The organism is Rhodocaloribacter litoris (assembly GCF_011682235.2).
Classification (GTDB): Bacteria; Bacteroidota; Rhodothermia; order Rhodothermales; family ISCAR-4553; genus Rhodocaloribacter; species Rhodocaloribacter litoris.
Genome location: NZ_CP076718.1, coordinates 1,343,801 through 1,367,174 on the forward strand (window position 1 = coordinate 1,343,801; position 23,374 = coordinate 1,367,174).

At 67.4% G+C, this 23,374-nt stretch carries 15 protein-coding genes and 1 pseudogene; 2 read left to right on the forward strand and 14 right to left on the reverse strand.

The window, feature by feature from the left end:
* Together GQ464_RS05600 and GQ464_RS05605 are read right to left on the reverse strand one after the other, a co-directional pair.
* The coding region (locus GQ464_RS05600; protein WP_228350641.1) for a chromosome segregation SMC family protein at positions 1-1,069 on the reverse strand (1,069 nt) is incomplete at its 3' end.
* Between the two features lie 443 nt (positions 1,070-1,512).
* A complete protein-coding gene (locus tag GQ464_RS05605; protein ID WP_166975328.1) occupies positions 1,513-2,103 on the reverse strand; it encodes an NADPH-dependent FMN reductase in 591 nt (196 codons plus the stop codon).
* Positions 2,104-2,389: 286 nt separating this feature from the next.
* Between GQ464_RS05605 and GQ464_RS05610 the strand changes: the two genes are divergently transcribed.
* Both GQ464_RS05610 and GQ464_RS05615 read left to right on the forward strand, forming a co-directional pair.
* Positions 2,390-5,437, forward strand: a complete 3,048-nt coding sequence (locus tag GQ464_RS05610) for a PAS domain S-box protein (protein ID WP_166975331.1) — start codon at positions 2,390-2,392, stop codon at positions 5,435-5,437.
* Positions 5,438-5,476: 39 nt separating this feature from the next.
* Positions 5,477-5,851 carry a response regulator gene (locus GQ464_RS05615; protein ID WP_166975335.1) on the forward strand — a complete coding sequence of 125 codons (375 nt, stop codon included), beginning with the start codon at positions 5,477-5,479 and terminating at the stop codon, positions 5,849-5,851.
* Between the two features lie 20 nt (positions 5,852-5,871).
* Here GQ464_RS05615 and fmt read toward each other — a convergent pair whose 3' ends face one another.
* The 12 genes and pseudogenes from fmt to GQ464_RS05675 form a co-directional block, all read right to left on the reverse strand.
* Positions 5,872-6,792 (reverse strand): methionyl-tRNA formyltransferase, encoded by a 921-nt coding sequence (gene fmt, locus GQ464_RS05620; protein ID WP_166975338.1) that lies wholly within the window; start codon positions 6,790-6,792, stop codon positions 5,872-5,874.
* A gap of 156 nt (positions 6,793-6,948) precedes the next feature.
* On the reverse strand, positions 6,949-8,304 hold the full coding sequence (locus tag GQ464_RS05625; RefSeq protein ID WP_166975341.1) for a GWxTD domain-containing protein: 1,356 nt from the start codon (positions 8,302-8,304) through the stop codon (positions 6,949-6,951).
* A 192-nt stretch (positions 8,305-8,496) separates the two neighbouring features.
* Entirely contained in the window at positions 8,497-9,462 is a 966-nt protein-coding gene (ftsY, locus tag GQ464_RS05630; protein WP_166975344.1) for a signal recognition particle-docking protein FtsY, read from the reverse strand.
* 67 nt (positions 9,463-9,529) lie between these two features.
* The gene (locus tag GQ464_RS05635; protein WP_166975347.1) at positions 9,530-10,735 is read right to left on the reverse strand and encodes an aspartate/ornithine carbamoyltransferase family protein; all 1,206 of its coding nucleotides are present in this window, start codon (positions 10,733-10,735) and stop codon (positions 9,530-9,532) included.
* A 49-nt stretch (positions 10,736-10,784) separates the two neighbouring features.
* Positions 10,785-11,429, reverse strand: coding sequence for a CDP-alcohol phosphatidyltransferase family protein (locus tag GQ464_RS05640; protein ID WP_166975350.1), 645 nt, complete (start codon positions 11,427-11,429; stop codon positions 10,785-10,787).
* 250 nt (positions 11,430-11,679) lie between these two features.
* On the reverse strand, positions 11,680-13,188 hold the full coding sequence (locus GQ464_RS05645; protein WP_166975353.1) for an alpha-amylase: 1,509 nt from the start codon (positions 13,186-13,188) through the stop codon (positions 11,680-11,682).
* A 61-nt stretch (positions 13,189-13,249) separates the two neighbouring features.
* On the reverse strand, positions 13,250-14,149 hold the full coding sequence (locus GQ464_RS05650; RefSeq protein ID WP_228350642.1) for an IS110 family RNA-guided transposase: 900 nt from the start codon (positions 14,147-14,149) through the stop codon (positions 13,250-13,252).
* Positions 14,150-14,679: 530 nt separating this feature from the next.
* Positions 14,680-16,218: an MFS transporter gene (locus GQ464_RS05655; protein WP_228350643.1), complete on the reverse strand. Its 1,539-nt coding sequence runs from the start codon at positions 16,216-16,218 to the stop codon at positions 14,680-14,682.
* Positions 16,219-16,229: 11 nt separating this feature from the next.
* On the reverse strand, positions 16,230-18,113 hold the full coding sequence (locus GQ464_RS05660) for a glycoside hydrolase family 13 protein (RefSeq protein WP_166981868.1): 1,884 nt from the start codon (positions 18,111-18,113) through the stop codon (positions 16,230-16,232).
* Positions 18,114-18,146: 33 nt separating this feature from the next.
* Positions 18,147-19,118, reverse strand: a pseudogene (locus GQ464_RS05665) (IS110 family RNA-guided transposase).
* Between the two features lie 339 nt (positions 19,119-19,457).
* Complete coding sequence (locus GQ464_RS05670; RefSeq protein WP_166980353.1) at positions 19,458-20,051, reverse strand: Uma2 family endonuclease; 594 nt, start codon at positions 20,049-20,051, stop codon at positions 19,458-19,460.
* 62 nt (positions 20,052-20,113) lie between these two features.
* Complete coding sequence (locus GQ464_RS05675) at positions 20,114-23,143, reverse strand: alpha-amylase family glycosyl hydrolase (RefSeq protein WP_166980351.1); 3,030 nt, start codon at positions 23,141-23,143, stop codon at positions 20,114-20,116.
* Positions 23,144-23,374: the final 231 nt, after the last annotated feature.

The window sequence follows — 23,374 nt, forward strand, 5'->3', positions numbered from 1 at the left end:
CGGCCGCCTCCCGGGCCGGCCGGGCGGCGGCACAGGCCGCGGCCAGTTCGTCCGCGGTGCGGGTAAGCACGGTGCGCTGTCGTGCCGCCTCGTCCCGCTCCCGCGCGAGGCGGTCGAGGTCGCGCCGGGCGGTTTCCAGTTGCTGGGCCTCCAGGCGACGGTCGGCCTCCAGCCGGCGCACGGCGTCGACGTGCTCCTGTAGCGCCGCCTGCCGCTGCGTGAGCGCCTGCTCCTGCTCGATGTGACGGGTGCGGAGAACCTCCAGCTCGGCCTCGGCACGGGCCAGCCGGGCCTGATGCCCTTCCAGCCGGTCCCGGAGCCCTTGCAGGGCCTCGACCAGCGCCCGCTCCTGCCCGACGAGGCGGTCGTGCTCGGCCTGTGCCAGTGCCAGCTCCAGCGCCTGCAGCCGCGCCTCCAGGTCCCGGTAGCGTTCCGCCTTCGCGGCCTGGCGTTTCAGGCTCCGCACCCGCCGGTCGAGTTCCTCCACCAGATCGCGCAGCCGGGTCAGGTCCACCTGCGTGCCATCGAGCTTGCGGAGGGTCTGCGCACGACGCAGCTTGTACTTGGTGATGCCCGCCGCCTCCTCGAACAGGTGGCGCCGGTCCTGCGCCTGCTCCGAAAGGATCTCGTCGATCATCTTGAGCTCGATGACCGAATAGGCACCGGCCCCCATGCCGGTATCCATGAAGAGGTCGGTGATGTCCCGCAGGCGGCACGGCACGCCGTTGAGCAGGTACTCGGACTCCCCGGAGCGGTAGAGCCGCCGCCCGAGCGTCACCTCGGCGTATTCGGTGGGCAGCACGCCACGCGTGTTCTCGATCGTCAGGAGCACTTCGGCCATCCCCAGCGGCTTGCGCTTCGCCGTGCCGTTGAAGATGACGTTCTCCATCTTGGACGAGCGCAGCACCCGCGCCCGCTGCTCGCCGATCACCCAGCGCACCGCATCCACGATGTTCGACTTACCGCACCCGTTGGGACCGACCACGACCGTGATTCCGGGAGCAAAGTCGATGACCGTTCGCGTGGCGAAACTCTTGAACCCGTGCAGTTCGAGCCGGCTGAGGTACATGCGGAGAAGCGAGATCCTGCGGTGGGTGAAACGCCTCCCGGTTACGAATAAAGGGCGGGGCTGGCAAAAGCGAGCAAGCCCCCCCGGCGGAGGGGTAGACCGGGCGTGCGGTTGTAGCCGTTCTCCCCTCTCCCCGTTTGCCTGACGCGGCCGGGGATAGACCGGTGAGCAGGGCGTGTACGTCCCATTCGAAGGAGTGATGGATAACTGGAGGCGTCTCTAATTAACTCTTTTTAATGCCGTTTTGCAACCGGGCTTTTTTCTCATTTGGGCCCGGCGCCCACAACCCTTCATACGCCTTAAAAACAGGATTTTATTTCCCGAACATCCCGTACAACGACCCGGGGCACCCGTTATTGTCCAAGCGCGGAGCCCTCCCCGTTCCCGCCTTGACGGGTGACGTTCCCCGGCTTCGCCCGGGAGGACACGCAGGGACGGGGCCGTCATCCCCGGGCCATGGCCTCTGCCGGGCGCTGTACCCGCCGGACCCAGCCGGCGAAGGCTTCGAGGTACTGCCGCACGAACTTGCGCGTGGCCTCGTCGACCAGGTTGAGCTCGTCGTCGAACTTGTCGGCGGCCCGGGTGACGGCCACGCCCGGATGGGGAAAGACGTGGGCGATCATGCCGAGCAGGTTGAGCTTGAGCTGTTCCTGCCCGCGCATGGTGCCGCTTGCGCCCGCCGAAGCGCCCATGATGCCCGTCGGTTTGTATGCCATCGGCGAGCGGAAGCCGGGGCGCGAGGCCCAGTCGAGCGCGTTTTTCATCACGCCCGGCACGCCGTAGTTGTATTCGGGGCTGACCAGCAGCACGGCGTCGGCGGCCGTGATGGCTTCCTTGAGCCGGGTCACGGCTTCCGGGCGGCGCTCGTCGGTGTCCAGGTCTGCGTTGTAGAGCGGGATGGGTGCCAGGTCGAACGTCTCGATCTCGACGCCGTCGGGGGCCAGTTCCCGGGCGGCCCGCAGCAGCGCACGGTTGTAGGACCGCGCACGCAGGCTACCGGCGAGGCCCAGAATGTGCAACGATGATGCAGCCATAAACCATGCAAGGTTTCGTTGAACGAATGCTACGCCCCCTCACACGGGCGAGCGGGCCGGGCGTTCCGCCGCACACGCGCGCCGGCCCGGAACGACGTCGAGAAACCATGCGCCCGGCGATGAATTTAACCGAAGCCCAACATCCCCGACCGCAGATCTCACTTAAAAGCGTCACCCGCTGCGCCGATGCCATACCGGGTCCCGGTGCAGGCGTGCAGGGATTGCATGATCCGCCCGGACCTTGCCCCCTCCCTGCCGCACGACGTTTCGCGCAACGCACGTTTCGATGCCCGACACGATCCTCGTCGTTGACGACAACGCGTCGATGGTGCAGCTCCTGAACCGGGTGCTCACCGAAGCCGGCTACGAAGTCCTGGAAGCCCTCAGCGGCGAGGAGGCGCTTCGCATGGTCGCGGCGCACCGGCCCCGGCTGGTCCTGCTGGACGTGGTTCTGCCCGACCTCTCCGGCCACGAGGTGCTCCGGCGGATCAAGGCCGACCCGGCGCTGGGCGGCGTCTCGGTGGTCATGATGACGGCCCAGCACCGGGATGTGGCCCGGCAGGCCGAAGGGCTCGACGCCGGCGCCGAGGACTACCTCATCCGGCCCGTCTCCAACGACGAACTGCTGGCGCGCGTGCGCACCTACCTGCGGCACCGCGAGCTCCTGGACCGGCTGCATGCCAGCGAGACGCGCTTCCGCCGGCTGTTCCAGGACGCCGCCACGGGCATCGCCGTCACCACCCCGGAAGGCCGCTTCCTGGAAGCCAATGCCGCCTATTGCCGGATGATGGGCTACTCCCCGGAAGAGCTGCGCGAGAAAACCTTCGTCGAGCTCACCCATCCGGAGGACCGGGCACACAACCTGGAGCTGATCCGCGAACTGCTCGACGGGAAACGGGAGAGCGTCGTCATCGAGAAGCGTTACCTGACGAAAACCGGCGACACCGTCTGGGGCCGGGTCAGCGTGGCCGCACAGCGGGACGAGCGCGGCCGGCCGGCAACCCTCATCGCCGTGACGGAGGACATCACCCGGCAACGGACCACCGAAGAGGCCCTGCGCGAGAACCGGCGCATGCTCATGACGCTGATGGACAACCTGCCCGGCATGGTCTACCGGTGCCACAACGACCGGGACTGGACGATGACGTTCGTCAGCGAAGGAGCGCACCGGCTGACCGGCTACGCGCCGGCCGACTTCACACGCGGCAAGGTCTCCTTCGGCGCCCTGATCCACCCCGACGACCGCGAACGGGTCTGGGCGCAGGTGCAGGCCGCCCTCCGGAACGACCAACCGTTCGAGTTGATCTACCGGATTCACACCGCCGCCGGCGCGGTACGGTGGGTCCGTGAGCGGGGACAGGCCGTCCGGTCCCCGGACGGGGACGTGCGCGCCCTCGAAGGCTTCATCAGCGACATCACCGAGGAGAAAAAGGCCAACGAGGTGCTGCGCATCAGCGAGGAGCGCTTCCGCCTGCTGTCGAAGGCCACCAACGACGCCGTCTGGGACTGGAACCTGGTCACCGATGAGGTCTGGTGGAACGAAGGCTTCGAAACCCTCTTCGGCTATCGCCGGGACGAAGTCGAGCCGACGAGTGCATCCCGGACCCGCCGCATCCATCCCGAGGACCACGACCGCATCGTCCCGGCCGTCCGGCAGGCCATCGAGCAGGGAGAAACGTACTGGTCGGGCGAGTACCGCTTCCGGCGCAAGGACGGCACCTATGCCTATGTGCTCGACCGCGGCTACATCATGCGGGACCCGGAGGGCAGGCCCGTGCGCATGATCGGCGGGATGACGGACCTGACCGAACGCAGGCAGGCCGAGCAGCGCCTGGCCGAACAGGCCACCCTGATCGACCAGGCCAGCGACGCCATCCTGGTGTGTGACCTCGACTACCGGGTGCGCCTGTGGAACCACGGCGCCGAACGGATCTACGGCTGGCAGGCCGCCGAGGTCGAGGGCACCCCGCTGACCCGGCGGCTCTTCGAGGACCCGGACGAGTTGCACCAGGTGACGGCCATCGTGCTGGAGAAGGGCACCTGGTCCGGCGAGATGAAGCACCGCACCCGAAACGGCACCACCGTGACCGTCTTCGGGCGCTGGACGCTGGTCCGGGACGAGTTCGGCCGGCCCAAATCCATCCTTGCCATCAACACCGACATCACCGAGCGCAAGAAACTCGAACAGCAGGTCCTGCGAGCCCAGCGCATGGAAAGCATCGGCACGCTCGCCGGCGGCATCGCCCACGACCTGAACAACGTGCTCGCCCCGATCCTGCTTTCGATCGAACTGTTGAAGATGGACGAGCCCAGCGAGGAACGCCGGCTCATCCTGGAGGACATCGAGGCCAACGCCCGGCGCGGGGCCGACATGGTCCGGCAGGTGCTCACGTTCGCCCGCGGCGACGAGGGCCGGCGCATCCCCATCGACGTGGCCGGGCTCGTGCGCGACGTGCGCAAGATTGTGCAGGATACCTTTCCCAAGGACATCCGCTTCAACCTGGCGCTCCCGGAGGGGCTCTGGACCGTCCTGGGCGACCCCACCCAGCTGCACCAGGTGCTGATGAACCTGTGCGTCAACGCGCGGGACGCCATGCCCGAAGGCGGCACCCTCACGATCACCCTGGAAAACACCGTGCTGGACGAGGTCTATGCCGGCATCAACCCGCAGGCGCGGCCGGGGCCCTACGTGGTGATCGTCGTGGAGGATACCGGCGTGGGCATCCCATCGAAGCTGCAGGATCGCATCTTCGAGCCCTTTTTCACGACCAAGGAGGTCGGCAAGGGGACGGGCCTGGGCCTGTCCACCTCGCTCTCGATCGTCACGCGGCACGGCGGCTTCATCAACGTCTACAGCGAGCCGGGCCGGGGCAGCCGGTTCAAGGTGTACCTGCCGGCCCGGGTCGAGCCGGCCGTGGCCGACGCCGCCGCCGTCGAACAGTCGCGGCTGCCGCGCGGGCAGGGCGAGACGGTGCTGGTCGTGGACGACGAGGAGAGCATCCGCAGCGCGGTGAAGCGCACGCTGGAACGCTTCGGTTACCGTGTGCTGCTGGCCGGCCACGGTGCCGAGGCCGTCTCGCTCTACGCCCGGCACGGCGATACGATCGACGTGGTCCTGACGGACATGGCCATGCCGGTCATGGACGGCCCGGCGACGATCGTCGCGCTGAAGGCCCTCGACCCGAACGTCCGCATCATCGGGTCCAGCGGGCTCGGCGGCAACGGGCACGTCGCCAAGGCGGCCGAGGCGGGCGTCCGGCACTTCATCCCCAAGCCGTACACGGCCGACGCGCTCCTGACGACGCTTCACGCCGTGCTGTCGGAGACCTCCTGAACCCGCGGCATCCGTTGAACCAACTTTCCCCCTTTACGTATGGCAACCATCCTCGTAGTCGACGACGAACCTTCGATGCGGCTGGCCGTCAGCGAGCACCTGCGGCGCGGCGGGCACGAGGTCGCCAGCGCGGCAAACGGGCAAGAGGCGCTGAAGCTGATGGCCGAGACCTCCTATGACCTGCTCATCACGGACATCCTCATGCCGGAGAAGGAAGGGATCGAAACCATCCGGGACGTGCGCCGCCTGCATCCCGAGACGAAGATCATTGCCATCTCCGGCGGCGGGCGATACGACGCCGGCGACTACTACCTGTCCATCGCGTCACAGTTCGGCACCGATGCCACGCTGGCCAAGCCCTTTTCCGGCCGGGAACTGATGGAGACCGTCGCCCGCGTCCTGAACGCCCCCTGACCCGGCCGGCGGCGCCCCCGTCAGTGCAACCGGTCGCCTTCGCGGAGGGGATAGCCCCGAAGAAAGTCCGGCGCGGGCAGGCGGCGATGCCCTTCCCGCTGCAGTTCGACGACCTCGACGGCGCCCTCGCCGCAGGCCACCACGAGGCGATCCCCGGCTTCGAGCACCGTGCCCGGCGTGCCCGCACCTTCGGTGCGGCGAGACCGGTAGAGTTTCAGCAGCGTGTCGCCGTGCAGGGTCCAGGCACCGGGCTGCGGGGAAAGGCCGCGGATGTGGTTGTGCACCTCGGCGGCCGTCCGGTCCCACGGGATGCGGGCCTCCTCCTTGAAGATCTTCGGCGCGGGGGTGGCGAGGCGGTCGTCCTGGGGGGTGGCGTTCGCCCGCCCGGCTTCGATCAGGCGCACCGTTTCGAGGACCGCATCGGCCCCGAGTTCCATCATCCGGTCGTGCACCTCGCCGGCCGTCTCGTCCGGCCCGATGGACAGGCGCTTTTGCAGGATGATGTTGCCCGTATCGACCTTTTCCTGGAGAAAGAACGTGGTGACGCCCGTTTCGGTCTCCCCGGCCATGACGGCGCGGTGGATGGGCGCCGCCCCGCGATAACGGGGCAGGAGTGAACCGTGGAGGTTGAACGCCCCGAGGCGGGCCGTCTGGTAAACGGCCGGCGGCAGGATCCGGTAGGCCACCACCACGATCAGGTCGGGTTTCAGCGCGGCCACCGCCGCGGCGAAGGCCGGATCCTTCACCGACTCGGGCTGGAGGATCGTCTCGATACCGAGGCGCCGGGCCGCCTCCTTGACGGGCGTGGGCGTGTGCTTCTGCCCGCGCCCGCGCGGCCGGTCCGGCCCCGTCACCACGGCCACGGGCCGGTATCCGTGGGCGACCAGCCGCTCCAGCGAAGGTACGGCGAAGGCCGGCGTCCCCATGAAAACGATGCGCATCGTCGCTCCTGTGGTTACCTGATCAACGCGGAAGAAGGTACGTCACCGCCGCGCAGGCCGCGTTGCGTCCATACGAAATTCGCACGCAACGGGAGCAAAACAAAAGGGACGCCCGTTGCGGAAGCGTCCCGTCCGGCATGCCGGAAGCGGGTTCTCCTACCGGATGCGGGTACGTTCGTCCCAGACCGGCACGAGCAGCTTGTAGTCCCCCAGACCGGTTTCGTCGATGAAGATGAAGCGGCGGCCGATCCGGTAGTAGTACCATACCTCGTAGGGTTTGGCGTTGAAGCTGTAGGGGTGGCGGTCGATGGCGTCCGGCTCACCGAAGCGGATCATCACGTAGCCGCGGTCGGTCTTCCAGCCTTCGTTGATGAGGTGGCGGTAGCGCTCGTTGGCGTAGGCGACACGGTAATAGTATTCCTCCATGCGCTCGTTGCGCCGGGTGCCGGGGGTCGGGTCACGCTTTTCCCAGAACGCCATGAACCGGCGGTAGCGCTCGTCCTCGGTCGGGGCGCTCCGGATGTAGTCCAGCTCTTTCTTTTTGGCGATGTATTCGAGCTGGGCGATGGCCTCGTCCAGGTTACGGATGTGCTCGTGCAGGCCGGTCCACCGCACCGTAAAGACGCGCTCGGCCACGTCGAGCGGCCGGCCCTGCTCGTCCTCGACGCGCACGCGGAGGACGTAGGTGCCGACCTTGCCCTCCTCCATCGGAATGTCGACGATGAACTGGTTCGTGCGCCCGTCGAGCCGGGAGGCTTCGGCTTTCTGGTAGACGACCTCGCCTCCGGCCTCCGTTTCGGTAAAGAGCGCACGCACCGCCGGCAGGCCGCTGTCCTTCTCCAGGCGGGTCACTTCGTGGGCGATGCGGACGCTGCGCCCGGGTTGCTCGGTGTAGACTTCGTAGAAGACCTTGAACCGCATCTCGTCGCTGCCCACCCGGTTCGTGACACGCGGGGTCATGGTCTGCTCCCGGGTGTCGTAGGCATCGAGGAGGCTGATGTCGCTGACGGCGACCGGCCTGTTGAGATCCCGCACGACGAAGGGCACTTCCCGGACAAACACCTGGTTGGAGGCCCGGTCCTCGATCTGCATCTCGAAGACGTACCGTCCGGGGGGCAGGCTGAGCGTCTGCATCGTGAAGTCCGAGAGCTCCTCCTGCTGGGTCGCCGCATAGGTGGGCACGACGACCTTGCCCTCCCACCGGCGCGACAGCACCACGTTGCGCAGCCGCGCCCGCTCGTCCACCTCGACGACCCGCGCGGAGACCTCATACCGCGCCGTAAAGCCGTTCGGCGTGTTGAGAAAGGAGAGGCGGGTGTACGGGATCCGGGTGTAGACGTCCACCTGCATCTCGCGGGTGGGCGCCGGGCCACGCCGGCCGAGCATGTCCACGTCGAACTCGGGCACGGCCTCCTGCGCCTGCACACCCGGCACCAGCATCAGCCACAGCCCGAGGACCAGCCCGAGCCACCTCCTCCCACACCGGCAACGCACGTCGTCACAAGGTACCATAGCATCCTCTACCACGGGACAGGGTACACGCATACATAAAGAGCGCAACGGGCGAATGCAAGGGGGGTTACCGGGTAATATCGGCAAAGTCCTCGCGGCGTTCCAACCGGCCCATCCGCCGACGGTTGAATTCCCCCGGCGAACGGTGCCCTCTTTCCATCGAATGGCGGCCACCGGCCGGTGCGGGCCGGTCTAGCGAAACAGGGCCTCGACGAAGCGCTGCCGGTCGAACACCTGAAGGTCGTCGATGCGTTCACCCACACCGATGTATTTTACGGGAATCTGGAACTCGTTCGAAATGCCAATCACAATGCCCCCCTTGGCGGTGCCGTCGAGCTTGGTGAGCACCAGCCCGGTGACGTCGACGCTGCGGGTGAACTCCTCGGCCTGCCGGAGGGCGTTCTGCCCGGTGGAGGCGTCGAGCACGAGCAGCACCTCGTGCGGGGCGCCGGGGATCTGCCGGTCCATGACGCGCTTGATCTTGGCCAGCTCGTCCATGAGCCCGCCCTTGGTGTGCAGGCGGCCGGCCGTGTCGATGATGACCACGTCGACGCCGCGGCTCCTGGCGGCGGCCAGCGTGTCGAAGGCGACGGCGGCGGGATCGGCCCCCTGCCCCTGCTTGATGACGGGCACGCCGGCCCGTTCGGCCCAGACGTCGAGCTGCTCGACGGCGGCGGCGCGGAACGTGTCGGCCGCGCCGAGCAGCACCGACTTGCCGGCCTGCCGGTAGCGGTAGGCCATCTTGCCGATGGTCGTCGTCTTGCCCACGCCGTTGACGCCCACGACCATGATGACGTGCGGCTTGTGGGGCAACGGGGCCTCGAAGTCGGCCGGATGCCCGGGGGCGTGCGCCAGCATCAGCCGGGCGATCTCGTCCCGGATCAGCGCGTTGAGCTCGCCGGTGGAGACGTACTTGTCGCGCTGTACCCGCGCCTGCACCGCGTCGATGATGTCGAGCGTCGTCTTGACGCCCACGTCGCTCGTGACGAGGACCTCCTCCAGCCGGTCGAGCACCTCGTCGTCGACGGTGTCCTTGCCGCGCACGAGCCGGTTGAGCTTGCCGAAGAAGCTGGTGCGGGTCTTCTCCAGCCCGGCCTCCAGCCGCTCCTGATCGTGCGTCGTCGTTTCCTCTTTCTTGAACCGGTCGAAGATGCCCATCGATGCGTTGCTGAATGCGGAGATTGCAGGTTGCAGGTTGAAGATGGCAACGGGGAGGTTGGCGGGGTCAGGCCTTCAGCACGCCCTCGTTGTAGTCGTGGAAGCTGGAGAAGGTGCTGGTGTGGTAGCTCACGATGCGCCCGTCCATGTCGAACAGGTAGGCGATGAGGGCGGCGCGGACCCACATGCCGTTGCGGGCCTGCCGGAAGTACATCGCGCGCGGGTCCTGGTCGACGAAGGTCGGAATCTCCTGATTCCGGGGGAAGGGATGCAGGATGGCGGTGTATTCGCGCATCTTCTTGAGCATCTCCTCGCTGAGCTGGAAGCGGGTGTAGTCGAGCTGTTTGAAGAAGGCTTCTTCCTCGGGGGAGTTGTGCTCGTTCTGGATGCGGGTCATGTAGAGCAGGTCGAGCTCGCCGATGACCTCGGCCAGGTCGTGGCTCTCGAAGACACGCACGCCCTTGTTCTTGAGCTGGTTCAGGAATTCGGGGGAGGGCCGCAGCGTGGGGTGGTCGGGCGCGATGAAGTACATCGTCACGTTTTCGTAGCGCGTGAGCAGGTTGGCGAGCGAGCGCACGGTGCGCCCCCGGCCGATGTCGCCACAGAAGCCGTAGACCTTGCGGTCCGGTCCCCGTCCTTTCTCGTTCAGATCCGGGTATTTTTTGCGGAGGTCGTCGAACCGGTTCCAGACGGAGGAGTCGCGGGGCGACTTGAACTCGAAGACGCGCTGGATGGTGTAGATGTCGAGCAGGGCCTGCGTGGGGTGCTCGTCGGCGCCGGCCCCGCCGTTGATGACGGGCACGCTGCGCTGGTTGAACTGGTCGAGGTCGTTCATCAGGTAGGCGCAGCACTCGGCCAGGTTGGGCACCTTGCTCCGCATGATGATCAGGTCGAAGTAGCTGCTGAACATCCGCACCGAGTCGATGGGCGACTCGCCCTTGTACTCCGACGAGAGGCTGGGATCACGGATCTCGGCGACCTTCATGCCCAGGAGCTGGCAGGCCCGCATGAACGAGAGGAAGGTGCGCGTAGATGCCTGCGTGAAGTAGAGCATGGCCCCCTTGTGGGGCAACAGGCCCTGGAGAAACTTGTGACCGTCCTTGGAGCGGGCGATCTCCTTGATCATGGTGGCCACCCGGCCCAGGTGATCGAGCAACCCCCGGTCGAACTGTTCCGAAAAGATGACGTGCTTGAGCCGTTCGTTGCGCTCAAACTCGGGGATCTTCATCATGACGGGCCGGTTCAGGCGGGACTCGAACTCGTGCAGTTGCATCACGCATCACCCTGGTTCAAGGTCAAAAAAAAGGCCGGGCCGGCATGGCCTACCCGACCGACTCGGTTTCCTCCCGCGCCGAACCGGCACGGGCAATCTCGGCGTAGAGTTCCAGCTGGGGTCGCGGCATACGCAGCAGGCGTACGTAGTGCACTACGTAGCGGAAGAAGGAGTAGAGCAGCAGCACCGTGGTGGCCCAGATGCAGAACTGCAGGACGGGCGGGTCGGCCCGGAGCAGGGCTGCGAGCGCCGTCAGCGCAACGGCCGTCATGGCCACCTTGCCCCACCACATGCTCATCACCACGAAGCCCGTCCGGCGGCCGAGCACCACCCCGCCGAGCACGAGCAGCGCATCGCGCAGTAGCAGGAGTGCCACGAACCATGCGGGCAGGCTGCCCCGGATCGCCAGCGCCAGCACCACCAGCCCGCCTCCAACCTTGTCGGCGAGCGGGTCGAGCACCTTGCCCCAGTCGGAAACCGTACGCGACCAGCGGGCCACCCGTCCATCGAAATAGTCCGTCGCGATGGCCAGCAAAAACAGGCTGAAAACCCAGAGAAGCGGCCCGTCGACCATCACCAGGTAGGCGATGGGGAAGGTGAGGACCAGCCGAAGCAAGCTCAATACGTTCGGAAACGTCCAGAACTTTCCCAGCTCGGGCCACCCTGGCTGTCGTTTTGCGCTCACGTCGGGCATTGCGCTGCATCCAAACCTTCAAACGGACCACGGTTGACCGGGGCAAGATACGCTTTCGTGCCGCTTTGGTTTTTTCCCCTCGCCCCCCGGCCCGGCGTCTCGACAGGTTCTTCACCGGCACAGGGAAAGATTGCGTCGTGCGCAGGGGCATGCCCCTGCGCACGACGGGGCAGGTCCTCCCGATAAGCCGAACCCGCTTGACGGGAAAGGCGGAAAGAGACCGCGGGGTCCGTTCGGCAACCGGGGCGGCTCACCGCGCCGCTACCCGGGCCTCGGCGTGGAAGGCCAGGGCGGTGCCGGGCGGCAGGTCGAGCACCGCGGTGCCGTCCGCCCGCACGGTGACTTCCGGGCCGGTGCAGCCGGTGCCGTCGGGCAGGGGCTCGCCCGCGATCACGTTACAGTAGGTGCCGGGTGCCATGCCCGTCGGCAGCGTGGCCGCCAGCGGGGTCTCGCCGAGGTTCAGCGCAAAGAAGCCGCGGCCCCCGCGCCCGAAGGCGATCTGCCCGGGCGGGCCCGTCCAGACGTGGTTGAGCGTGCGCGCGCTGGCCGTGGCGTTGTAGAAACCCACCATCCCCGCGATGGCCGGGCGCCGGTGCTCGCACACCCACCGCCCGGCCCCGCAGTCGACCGTGCCGTCGGGCCGGTGCACCCGCAGGATGTTGAAGGCTTCGTCGTGGGGCGGGCCCTGGGCGTCGCCGGTGAAGGCATAGCTGGACATGACGCGCGGGCGACCGTACGGGTAGGCCAGCATGAAGGCCACGGCCAGTTCATAGAGCCGCCCGTCCCGGTGTGTGAGGACGTGCCCCCCGGCCCCGTGCCCGCGCTGGTTGTCGTGGTTGTCGATGAAGACGAGGGCCCGCTCATCCGGGATGAACGGCACCTCTTCCCAGACCGACGCCGTCCCGAAGAACCGATCGGGCCGGCCGGCACGGAACGCCTCGGAAAGCCGCATCCCGAAGCGGAACTCGGTCACGTCGCCGAGGGGAAAGTAGGGCGGGGCCCATCGCAGCGTACCGGCGTCTTCGATGACCTCCTGGTAGACGTAGAGCGGGCCGTCGAGCCGTTCGAGAACGGCATGGAGGTCTTCGGGAGGCATGTGCTTGGCCGCATCGATGCGGATGCCGGCCACGCCCAGGCCGATGAGGTCGTTCAGGTAGGCGGCCAGCCGGTCGCGCACCTCCTCCTTCTCGGTGGCCAGATCGGCCAGGTTGACCAGCTCACAGTTGCGCACCTGCTCCGGGTCGTTGAAGTCCCGGATGTCGTCGTTCTCGGTCAGCCCGCAGTGGTGGAAATCGTCGTAGTCGTAGAGTCCGGGGTAGTCGTACTCGGAGAACGTGGAGCCGGCGGTGCCGCGCCCGCTGTAGACGCCGGTCATGTGGTTGAGCACGGCATCCACGTAGAGGTCGACGCCGGCGGCCTTACAGCGGGCCACCATGCCGGCGAAGGCGGCACGGTCGCCGCTGCGGTTCTCGAGGCGGTAGCTGACGGGCTGATAGCGCTCCCACCAGGGGCGCGGCGGGTCCTCCACGACGGCGTTCTCGGTGGGCGGCGACACCTGCACGGCCCGGTAGCCCGCCGGCCCGAGGAACGTCTCGCACTCGGCGGCCACGTCGTCCCAGCGCCACTCGAACAGGTGGACGATCACCCCCTCGGCGTCGACGACCGTGGGCGGACGGCCCGGTTCGGCCGGCGCTTCCGGCGACGGCGCGTCACAGGCGGCCAGGAGCAGCAGAGCGAGCAAAGTCAGGAGCAGGCGCATGGAGGTTGGGGATTGCAGGTTACAGATTGGGGATTACAGATTACAGCAACGGTCTTGAGAGTCAAGGAGAGAGGGCGTGCAGCGCAGGATTCCACGGCTGGGCGTCCCGCATCATGGCGTTGAGCCACCGAAGCATCTTATGCATACAAGCCACCAGGGCTACCTTGGGTGTCTTACCCCGGCCCAGAAGCCGCTCGTAATGGGCACGCAAGACCGGATTGTGACGCACGCCCACCAGGGCGGCCATGTACAAGACGCACCGTACCGGTGCGCGTCCCCCCCAGATCCTGCGTCGCCCACGGCGTCGCCCGCTGTCGTTGTTCAGCGGGGCCACGCCCACGAGCGCCGCGATCTGCGGCGGGCTCAGGCGACCCAACTCCGGCAACTCGGCCAGCAGCGTGGCACTGACGACCGGGCCGATACCGGGCAGACTCTGCAGCAGGTCGTCGCCCGCCCGCCAGAGCGGGCTCTGCTCGATGGCCGTGCGCAGGGCCGCGTCCGTCTCGTCGAGGCGCTGCCGCAAGAAGGCCAGGTGCGCGGTGATGTCGGGCACGACCACGGCGTTGGCCCGGCGGAGGCGGTGCTGCTCGGCGGTGATCATCTCGGCGAGCTGGCGCCGGCGAGCCACCAGGGCGGCCAGCGTCTGTTGCTGCGCCGGCGAGAGCGGCCGCACCTCGGGACGAATGGCCTGGGCAAAGGCCGCCAGCACCTGGGCATCGATCCGATCGGTCTTGGCCAGGCGCCCGGTGGCGCGGGCGAAGTCGCGCACCTGGCGCGGGTTCACGACGGCGACCGGGAGGCCGGCCGTGCCGAGACGAGCCGCCACGTCGCGCTCGAGCCCTCCGGTGGCTTCGAGCACGATGAGCGTGGCCGGAGCCAGGCGCCGACACAGAGCGTGCAGCCCGTCCTCATCGTAGGCGAAGCGGGCCAGAACGAGTTGCCGAAACGCCCAGAATTCCATTACCGTCCTCATCGTAGGCGAAGCGGGCCAGGTAGCCTTCCGTGTCGGCGACGTCGAGGGCGTCTTTCGAGACGTCGATACCGAAGTAGGCCATGACGAATCAGCATGCAGGGTGAAGAGGGTAGGCGTGACGGACCCAGCCTTAGGGCATGCGAGCTCGGGGGGCAGCGCCCGGACCGGCTCAGTCAACGGTTCGGGTTCTGTCACAGAACGGGGTGCAGCGTTCCTGCTGCAATACGGCCTCGGAGACCTCGATTGACACGAACTGCTGCACCATAGGCAAGATATAAGATTGCACATTGCAGATTGCAGCTTGGAACATGGTGCGCTCGGGGATACCGTCTGGCTATACCCTTTGTGTCTTCGTGCCTTCGTGGCAAAAAAGGCCGTCCTCGAACCGCGCTCAAGCGTGGACTATGATGTAATTGCAGGTTGCAAATTGCAGATTTCGGATTGGGGAGCCGGTCCCGTTTGCATTCCTCCAGGGTTCAATTTGCCATCTTCAATCTTCAATTTGCCATCTTCAAATATCAGTGTCCTCCGGCGACGGGGGGCGGGGTGATGGCGTGCGCGTCGCCGTGCTCGCGGACGAGCGTCCAGGCCAGCGTGGAGACGGCCAGCGTGGCGGCGCAGATGACGAAGATGAGGCCCTTGTCGCCGGCCTGCCCGACGGCCTCGCCCACGCCCAGGCTCGCCACGAGCTGCGGCAGCACCACCGACAGGTTGAACAATCCCATGTAGAGCCCCATCCGGGCCTGGTCCACCTTCTGCGACATGATGGCGAAGGGCAGGCTGACGGTGGCCGCCCAGCCCACCCCGACGACGCCCATCAGCACGTAGATCGCTGCCGGCGTCACGTCGATGAAGGCAAAGCCCGCATAACCGAGCGTCATGACGGCCAGGCAGAGGGCGTGCGTCTTCACCCGGCCGATGCGCTCCGTGATCGGCTCCAGGACGAAAGCCGGAAGGATCGCCCCCACGGCGTTGAGCACCAGGAAGCTCATCGACACCACCCGGCCCATCTCGATGTCCGTCAGCGCCGGCAGCTTGTCCTGCACGTAGGCGAACATGTAGACGAACATCGTCTGCACGCCGATCCAGGTGAAGGCGTGCGCCGCCAGCACCTTCCTGAACCCGATCTGCCCGGCCTCCTCCCGCGTCTTGCCCCGCTCCGACGTCACCAGCGCCTCGACGATCAGCACCGCTGTCAGCGCCGCGCAGGCGTACTCGACGTAGTGGTGCCCTACGTCGATATGTCCCAGGCGCAACGTCATCGCATAGACGGCATAGATCAGGAAACCCCACAACGGCCGGATGCTCTGCAGGACCTCCCGGAGGGACGATGCCTTCGCGACCTCGGGATCGTCCGGCTCGTTGCGAAGCAGGCGCGGTTCCTCGATGAAGAACGTAGGCACGACCGAAAAGAGCAGCACCAGCGCCGCGCCGAAGTAGATGAGGACGTAGTTGTCCCAGAGCGCCCCGATGGCATAGGCCATCACGCCGAAGGAACCGGAGATGGTCTGCATCCACGTGTAGCCCTTGGTGCGGGGCACGCCTTCGGGCGTCACGTCGGCAATGACCGAGCGCGTCGGGTTGAAGCTGACGTTGATGGCCAGGTCCAGCGTCAGCGCCACGGCGATGGCGATGCCCAGGATGCCGTCGAGGCCCATGGCGGCGGAGATCACGTCGATGTTGGGCAGGGCCAGCAGCATCAGCGCCGCCAGCACGCCGCCGATGAGGATGAAGGGCCGCCGGCGCCCGTTCCAGAACCAGACGTTGTCGCTGATGACGCCGATGATGACCTGCCCCAGGATGCCGGCAATCGGCCCGGCCGCCCACACCAGCCCCACCTCTTCGATCTCCAGGCCGTATTTCGTGCTCAGGATCCAGCTCAGTGCCGAGATCTGCACGGACAGCGCGAACCCCATCGCCGTGGCCGGCAGGCTGAGCAACATGTAGAAGGAGTTGGTAAGCTTGCGCTGGATGTCGAGCATGGACGTGGCGCGGTGAGCGTTTCCGGGAAAGAGGCCTTCCTTCGGGGAGCGAGGGTTCAGGACGTCGTGCAGCACGCTCGACGCCGTTACCGATCGCTCCGGCGGAAGACGACGGCGGTGCGGGCGGGGATCTCGAAGCGGGCGACGACCCCGTCGCGGGTCAGGCTGACCTGGCCGGGCGGGCCGGTGGTGGCGAAGACCGGCGCCAGCGAGGCCGTCTCGCCGAGGCGCAGGACCGCTTCGGGCACGTCGATCGTCCCCGGCGCGTCGCTCCGGTTGAGCACCACCACCAGCATCTCGTCCTCCAGCGTCCGGGCGAAAGCCAGCATCTGCGCGGTGTCGTCGGTGGCGAGCACGCGGAAGTCGCCCCGGCGCAGGGAGGGGTGCGCGCGCCGCAGGTGGATGGCAGCGCGGTAGAAGTCGTACAGCCCCGCATCGAAGGCGACGGGGTCGGGCGTGCGCGGGCGGCCCCGCGGGTCGGCGGCCTGCGGCGCGTAGGCCAGCTCGGGCCAGACCATCGGCATGCGGTCGTCGGGGTCGTCGGCGCCCCACATGCCGGCCTCGGTGCCGTAGTAGACCATCGGGGCGCCCACGTAGGTCATCTGGAAGAGCGCGATGAGCCGCTGCAGGTCCCGCTCGCGGGCGTTCGGCTTGCGGACGAGGTAGCCGGCATCGCCGCGCGGCGAGGCCCGCTCGCCCCGGTCGTAGTCGAACCACTCGGGCTTGATGTAGTCGTCGTACCGCCCGGCGTTGACGATCATCGAGGCCACCCGCTCGGTGTCGTGCGAGTCGATCAGGTTCTGCACGGCGTACCGGCGGGCCGGGTCGAAGGCGGCGCGGCGGGCGTCGAGCAGGGCCGCGAACTCCGAGGCGGGCAGCGTCCCGTCGATCAGGAAGCCCTTGACCGGGATGGCGAAGGCGTGGTAGTTCATCGTGGAGGAGAAGCCGCCCTCCCGGAGGAAATCGCCGGCCTCCTCCCACACCTCGCTCACGGTGAAGGCCGCCGGGTTGAGGCGGCGGACGTAAGCGTTCCAGTCGGCCCAGAAGCCCACGGGCACCTCGTTCGCGACGTCGAGGCGCCACCCGTCGATGCCGTCGGACGGGTCGCCGTCGCCGTCGGGGTCCATCCACCGGGCCGTGGCGTCGAAGACGTACTGCTTCGGGCCGGGGGCCAGGTCGGTGCCCTCGGCGTTGTCGGCAAAGACGGGGAGCGTCTTCACCCCCCACCAGCCCTCATAGTCGAACTCATCCTCGGGCGTGGCCGGGTCGTCGAAGGCCTTCACGATGTACCAGTCCCGGTACGGCGAGTTTTGCTGGTTCTTGCGGAGGTCGGCGAAGGCGAAGAAGTCGCGGCCGGTATGGTTGAAGACGCCGTCGATGATGAGGCGCATGCCGCGGGCGTGGACCTCGCGGATGAGGCGGAGGAAGAGGCTGTCGGCGGCCGTCCAGTGCCAGGTGGCGGGGTCGCTCGTCTCCGTGGCGATCAGGGCCAGGTCACCTTCCGGGTCGGGGCCGAAGTAGGGGTCGATGTGGTGGTACGTGTTGCCGTCGTACTTGTGGAGGGAGCGAGCCCAGAAGACGGGATTGAAGTAGAGGGCCGTCACGCCGAGCGAGTCGAGGTAGTCGAGGCGGTCGAGCACGCCCTGCAGGTCGCCGCCGTAGCGCCGGTGGAAGACGCTGTCGTAGAAGTCGTCGCCCATCGCCCGCTCCCAGCCGGCGCGGGCGTACCAGTCGGCCGTCCACGGCATCACGTGCCAGTTCTCCGGCGCCCGCTCGGGGAACTCGATGGAGGCCCGGACCGGGTCGTTCGACGGGTCGCCGTTGGCGAAGCGCTCGGGGAAGATCTGGTACCACACGGCGTCGGCGGCCCAGTCCGGCACGGCGCCGTCGGCAGCCGGCGGCGGCGGCGCCTCCGTCCGGCACGCGGCCAGCCCGAGGATCAGGGCGAGAAGGAGCAGCGAGGGTTTCATCGGGATTGCAGATTGCAGCAACGGTCTTGAGAGTCAAGGAGAGAGGGCGTGCAGCGCAGGATTCCACGGCTGGGCGTCCCGCATCATGGCGTTGAGCCACCGAAGCATCTTATGCATACAAGCCACCAGGGCTACCTTGGGTGTCTTACCCCGGCCCAGAAGCCGCTCGTAATGGGCACGCAAGACCGGATTGTGACGCACGCCCACCAGGGCGGCCATGTACAAGACGCACCGTACCGGTGCGCGTCCCCCCCAGATCCTGCGTCGCCCACGGCGTCGCCCGCTGTCGTTGTTCAGCGGGGCCACGCCCACGAGCGCCGCGATCTGCGGCGGGCTCAGGCGACCCAACTCCGGCAACTCGGCCAGCAGCGTGGCACTGACGACCGGGCCGATACCGGGCAGACTCTGCAGCAGGTCGTCGCCCGCCCGCCAGAGCGGGCTCTGCTCGATGGCCGTGCGCAGGGCCGCGTCCGTCTCGTCGAGGCGCTGCCGCAAGAAGGCCAGGTGCGCGGTGATGTCGGGCACGACCACGGCGTTGGCCCGGCGGAGGCGGTGCTGCTCGGCGGTGATCATCTCGGCGAGCTGGCGCCGGCGAGCCACCAGGGCGGCCAGCGTCTGTTGCTGCGCCGGCGAGAGCGGCCGCACCTCGGGACGAATGGCCTGGGCAAAGGCCGCCAGCACCTGGGCATCGATCCGATCGGTCTTGGCCAGGCGCCCGGTGGCGCGGGCGAAGTCGCGCACCTGGCGCGGGTTCACGACGGCGACCGGGAGGCCGGCCGTGCCGAGACGAGCCGCCACGTCGCGCTCGAGCCCTCCGGTGGCTTCGAGCACGATGAGCGTGGCCGGAGCCAGGCGCCGACACAGAGCGTGCAGCCCGTCCTCATCGTAGGCGRWGAAGAGCMGYKRMYSSMGMCCGTCCTCATCGTAGGCGAAGCGGGCCAGGTAGCCTTCCGTGTCGGCGACGTCGAGGGCGTCTTTCGAGACGTCGATACCGAAGTAGGCCATGACGAATCAGCATGCAGGGTGAAGAGGGTAGGCGTGACGGACCCAGCCTTAGGGCATGCGAGCTCGGGGGGCAGCGCCCGGACCGGCTCAGTCAACGGTTCGGGTTCTGTCACAGAACGGGGTGCAGCGTTCCTGCTGCAATACGGCCTCGGAGACCTCGATTGACACGAACTGCTGCACCATAGGCAAGATATAAGATTGAAAATTGCAGATTGCGACGGCAGCGCCGGCCCCTCTCCCCCTGCCTTCTTTTTTTCGTGGCGAGAAACGAAAGCCCCACAGTGTCTCCGGCAACCCGGAACCCACAACGCGCCATGCGGCACACTTCAGAACGCGCACTTACCGGTCGGATGGCAGGACCTCGTCGACGAGCACCGTGAACCCGGGCAACAGGACGGAAGCCGCCTCCTCGCCCGGCCCGAACCGCTTTCCGGTACCATACCGGCCCTCATTCAGGGAAAACACATCGATGCACCGTTCCTGCGGATCGACGATCCAGTATTCACGCACTCCGATCTCCTCATACAGATCAAATTTCGTCACCCGGTCGTAGTCCACGCTGGAGGGGGAGACGACTTCCATGATAAGATCGGGGGCTCCGTCCACATAGGCATCGACGATGTGCATCCGTTCGGCGGTGATAAAAAACACGTCGGGCTGCACGACCCGCTCGGGCGACACCACCACGTCGGCCGGCGCAGTGAAAACCTCGCCGAGATTTCGAGCAGACACCCAGCTTTTCAACACGAACAGGAGATGCGTCACCACCTGCTGATGGCGACGCACATGCGCCGAAGGAGACATGTACAGTACGCCGTCGATGATTTCGTAGCGCTCCATCGTCTCACCCATGGCCTGGAGATCGGCATAGGTCCAGCGATGACGACTGAGCCTGAGGATCGGGCCTTCCGCCCCGGGAATGGTTTTGATCATACCCCCTCGCCTGAAACCTGTGAGGTTCGTTTCGTAGTGTACGCCCGGTAGCGGCCTGACGTTCAACGCACCAGCACCAGCGTGCGTGTGGCGACGCGGCCGCCGGCCTGGAGGCGGTAGAGGTAGGTCCCGCTGGGCAGGCCCCCGGCGTCGAAGCGGACGGCGTGGGTGCCGGCGGGACGGAAACCGTCGGCCAGGGTGGCCACGCGGCGGCCGAGCACGTCGTAGACCTCCAGGCGCACGGGCGCGGGCTCGGGCAGCGCGTACCGGATCGTCGTCGTGCGGGCAAACGGGTTGGGGTAGGCCGGCTCGAGGCGGAAGGCATCCGGCACCGGGCCGGCTTCCGCCTCGGTACCCACGTACACCGCGCCGAAGGGCAGCGGCGGCAAATCCGGCACCGTGAAGCCGGGGTCCTCCGAGGTGATATAGACGACCGTCTCGTAGGGCGGGATCGTCGCCGTGAAGGCGCCCGTGGTGGCGGCCATCGTGTCGGCAAAGATGTCGTAGTACGGCACCGGCCCGTCGTGGCTCATGCGGACGGCCTGCGAGGGGTCGAGCGTGATCGTGCGCGGCGTGCCGAAGAAGTTGATCGCCACGACGGCGTTGGCGTCCTCGTAGGGGCGGACGTAGGCGTAGACGCTGTTCGTCGTGTTAAGCGTGACGAGCTCCTGCGTGCCGAAGGCGGCAAACTGCCGGCGGGCGTGGATGAGCCGCTGGTAGTACCGCCCGAAGCGGCCGTTCTCGGGCGTCTCCCACGAGACCGGCGCACGCCGCTCGTCCCCGCTGACGTTGCCGAAGCCGACCTCCTGCCCGTGGTAGACCATCGGCACGCCGGTGGTGGTGAGCAGGAAGCCTGTCAGCGGGAGGATGCGATCGGGGGCGCCGGCGAACAGCTTGGCGATGCGCGGCTCGTCGTGGTTCTCCAGGAAGCGGAAGAAGCGGGCGTTGGGGCCCGGATAGAAGTCGCCGTTGTGGGCCAGGGCGTCGTAGGTCGAGAGCACGCCGTAGGTGCCCCGGATGCCGTTGAAGTAGAAGTTCCAGTCGTACCCGGCGTCGATGCCGCCCACGACGGGCGTGCCGTGGTCGTCGTCGGCGTAGTAGACCTCGGTGCCGAAGCCGGTGCCGGCGATCTCGCCCAGAAGCCAGGCGTCGGGGCGGAGGCGCTTCATCAGCTCGCGGATGGGCCGGCCGAAGCGCTCGGGGCCGTACCGCCGCCACGGCCCCCAGTAGACGTCGAAACGCCAGCCGTCGATGCCGAACGCCCGCACCCAGTAGGCGATGACGTCGAGCAGGGCGGCCTGCAGGTCGTCGTCGTCCCAGTTCAGGTTGGCCAGGTCACCGAAGCCGTCGTACTTGCGGTAGAGGTTGCGCCCGCCCTCCACGTGCCAGATCTCGGGCAGGTTGGGCCCGCGCCCGTCGAGGCCGCGGTCGTGGTTGCTCGGGGTGGTCTGGATGAAGCTGGAGAAGGCCCCGTTCTTCCGCAGGCTCTCCACCCAGGGATGGGCCGGCGAGACGTGGTTCGGCGTCAGGTCCAGGATGATGCGGATGCCCAGCTCGTGCGCCCGCTCGACGAGCGCCCGGAAGTCGTCGTTCGTGCCGAGCTTCGGATCGACGTTGTAGAAGTCGATGATGTTGTACCCGCCCGAGAGACCGTTCATGATCTGGTTGTGCATGATGGGCATGAACCAGATGGCGTTGAAGCCCATCGCGGCGATGTAGTCGAGTTCGTCGCGGATCTCGTTGAACTTGTTGCCCGGGTTCGTCACCGTCCCGGAGCCCTCCGGCCCGAACATCAGCGGGAAGATCTCGTAGACGACGGCATTTTTGATCCAGGCCGCATTCTCCTCGTAGCGCATGGCCCGCGCCGTGCCGTCGGCCTCGACGAGGACGGCCATGCGGAGCGCGTCCTCGCCCGCGTCGGGGTCGCTCAGCGCGACGTCCACGTACAGCTCGCCCGGCCCGGCGACGGTGCCGGTGGCGGTGAGGCCGTCACCGGAGACGTTCAGCGGGCCTTCGAGGCCGGTTGTGCTGAGTTGCTCGTCGACCTGCCACGTAGCCGTCAGGCCGGCCGAGGCGAGGGCCGTCGGCGTCAGGTCGATCTGGAAGGTACGGTCCGCGCCGGAGACGGTAGCCGTCGCCAGGGCGGCGTCGAGCGGGTGGATCCGCCGCGTGAGCACAAGCGGTGCGGATTCGTGCACCTGCCCGTCGATCTCCGCCCGGAGCACGAACACGTTCTCCCCCATCTCCAGATCGACCTCCACTTCAACCAGACCGTCCGTCACCTCCACGACGCCCCGCTCGACGCCGTCCACCAGGAGCGTCGCCTCGGTCAGGTTCGGATCGACCGTGCCGTCGAGGCGGGTGAGGAAGGCACGGACGGGAAAGCGCTCCTTCACGGTGGTGAACGGCTCCGTCTCCCACTCGATGGGGGAGAACAGCTCCCCGATCTCGGCCGAGACGGTCCGCCCCGCGATGTCGGTGGCGGTGATCTTGAACCGCGAGCCGGCCCGCACGGGCACGTCGAGCACGAAGCGGAAGACGCCGGTAGCCGGGTCGTAGAAGTCGAGGCCGTCGGTGCGCTCGACGCCGCCCGCGGCGAAGGTGATCTGCGCCAGCGCCTGCGAGCCGAACACCCCGGCGGAGACGGCGGCCATGAGGCCGTCGGCATTCACCTCCCCGGCGGGCTGAAACACCATCGGGTCGGCGATGACCACTTCGGAATCGTTGTTCGGTCCCACCGTCACCGGGTTGAGGGGGTCGGAGAGCCAGGTGCAACTGGTACCGGCCTCGTTGTGATGTACCTGGATCTTGTACTGGTAGGCCTGCCCCGCCTGCAGCGTGACCGTGTGGTACCAGAAGCCCCCGCCGGCGTCGTACGTCATGGCCGAGGCGTGCCCCGTGCCGATGCACGACGACGTGCCGGGCGTGTACGGCTGCCCCCAGCCGTTGAACGACCCGGGCACGAAGGCCCGGACGGCCGTCTTCCCGGGGTCCAGATAGCGGAACGTGACGTCAATCGATTGCCCGGCCGCCGGGCCGGCGAAAAGCAGGCCAAGCAGCAGAGCCACGAGACGAAGGGAAGGGCGGAACATGGGCAGATGGGATTGTGGATTTCAGATTGCAAATGGAAGATGGCAGACCGGGTTTCTGCTATGGCGTGAGGCCATGTTATTGAGGCGCCCGTGCCAAGAGCGATGTAGCCGCACCCTTCAGGGGTGCGCTCCGTGGCTTGCCGGTACGCCCGGGCTGAAGCCCGCGGCTACACGGTGAAAACAGGCCACATCCTTCTTACCAGCCCTGGCATCAACACCATGGCCTCTTCT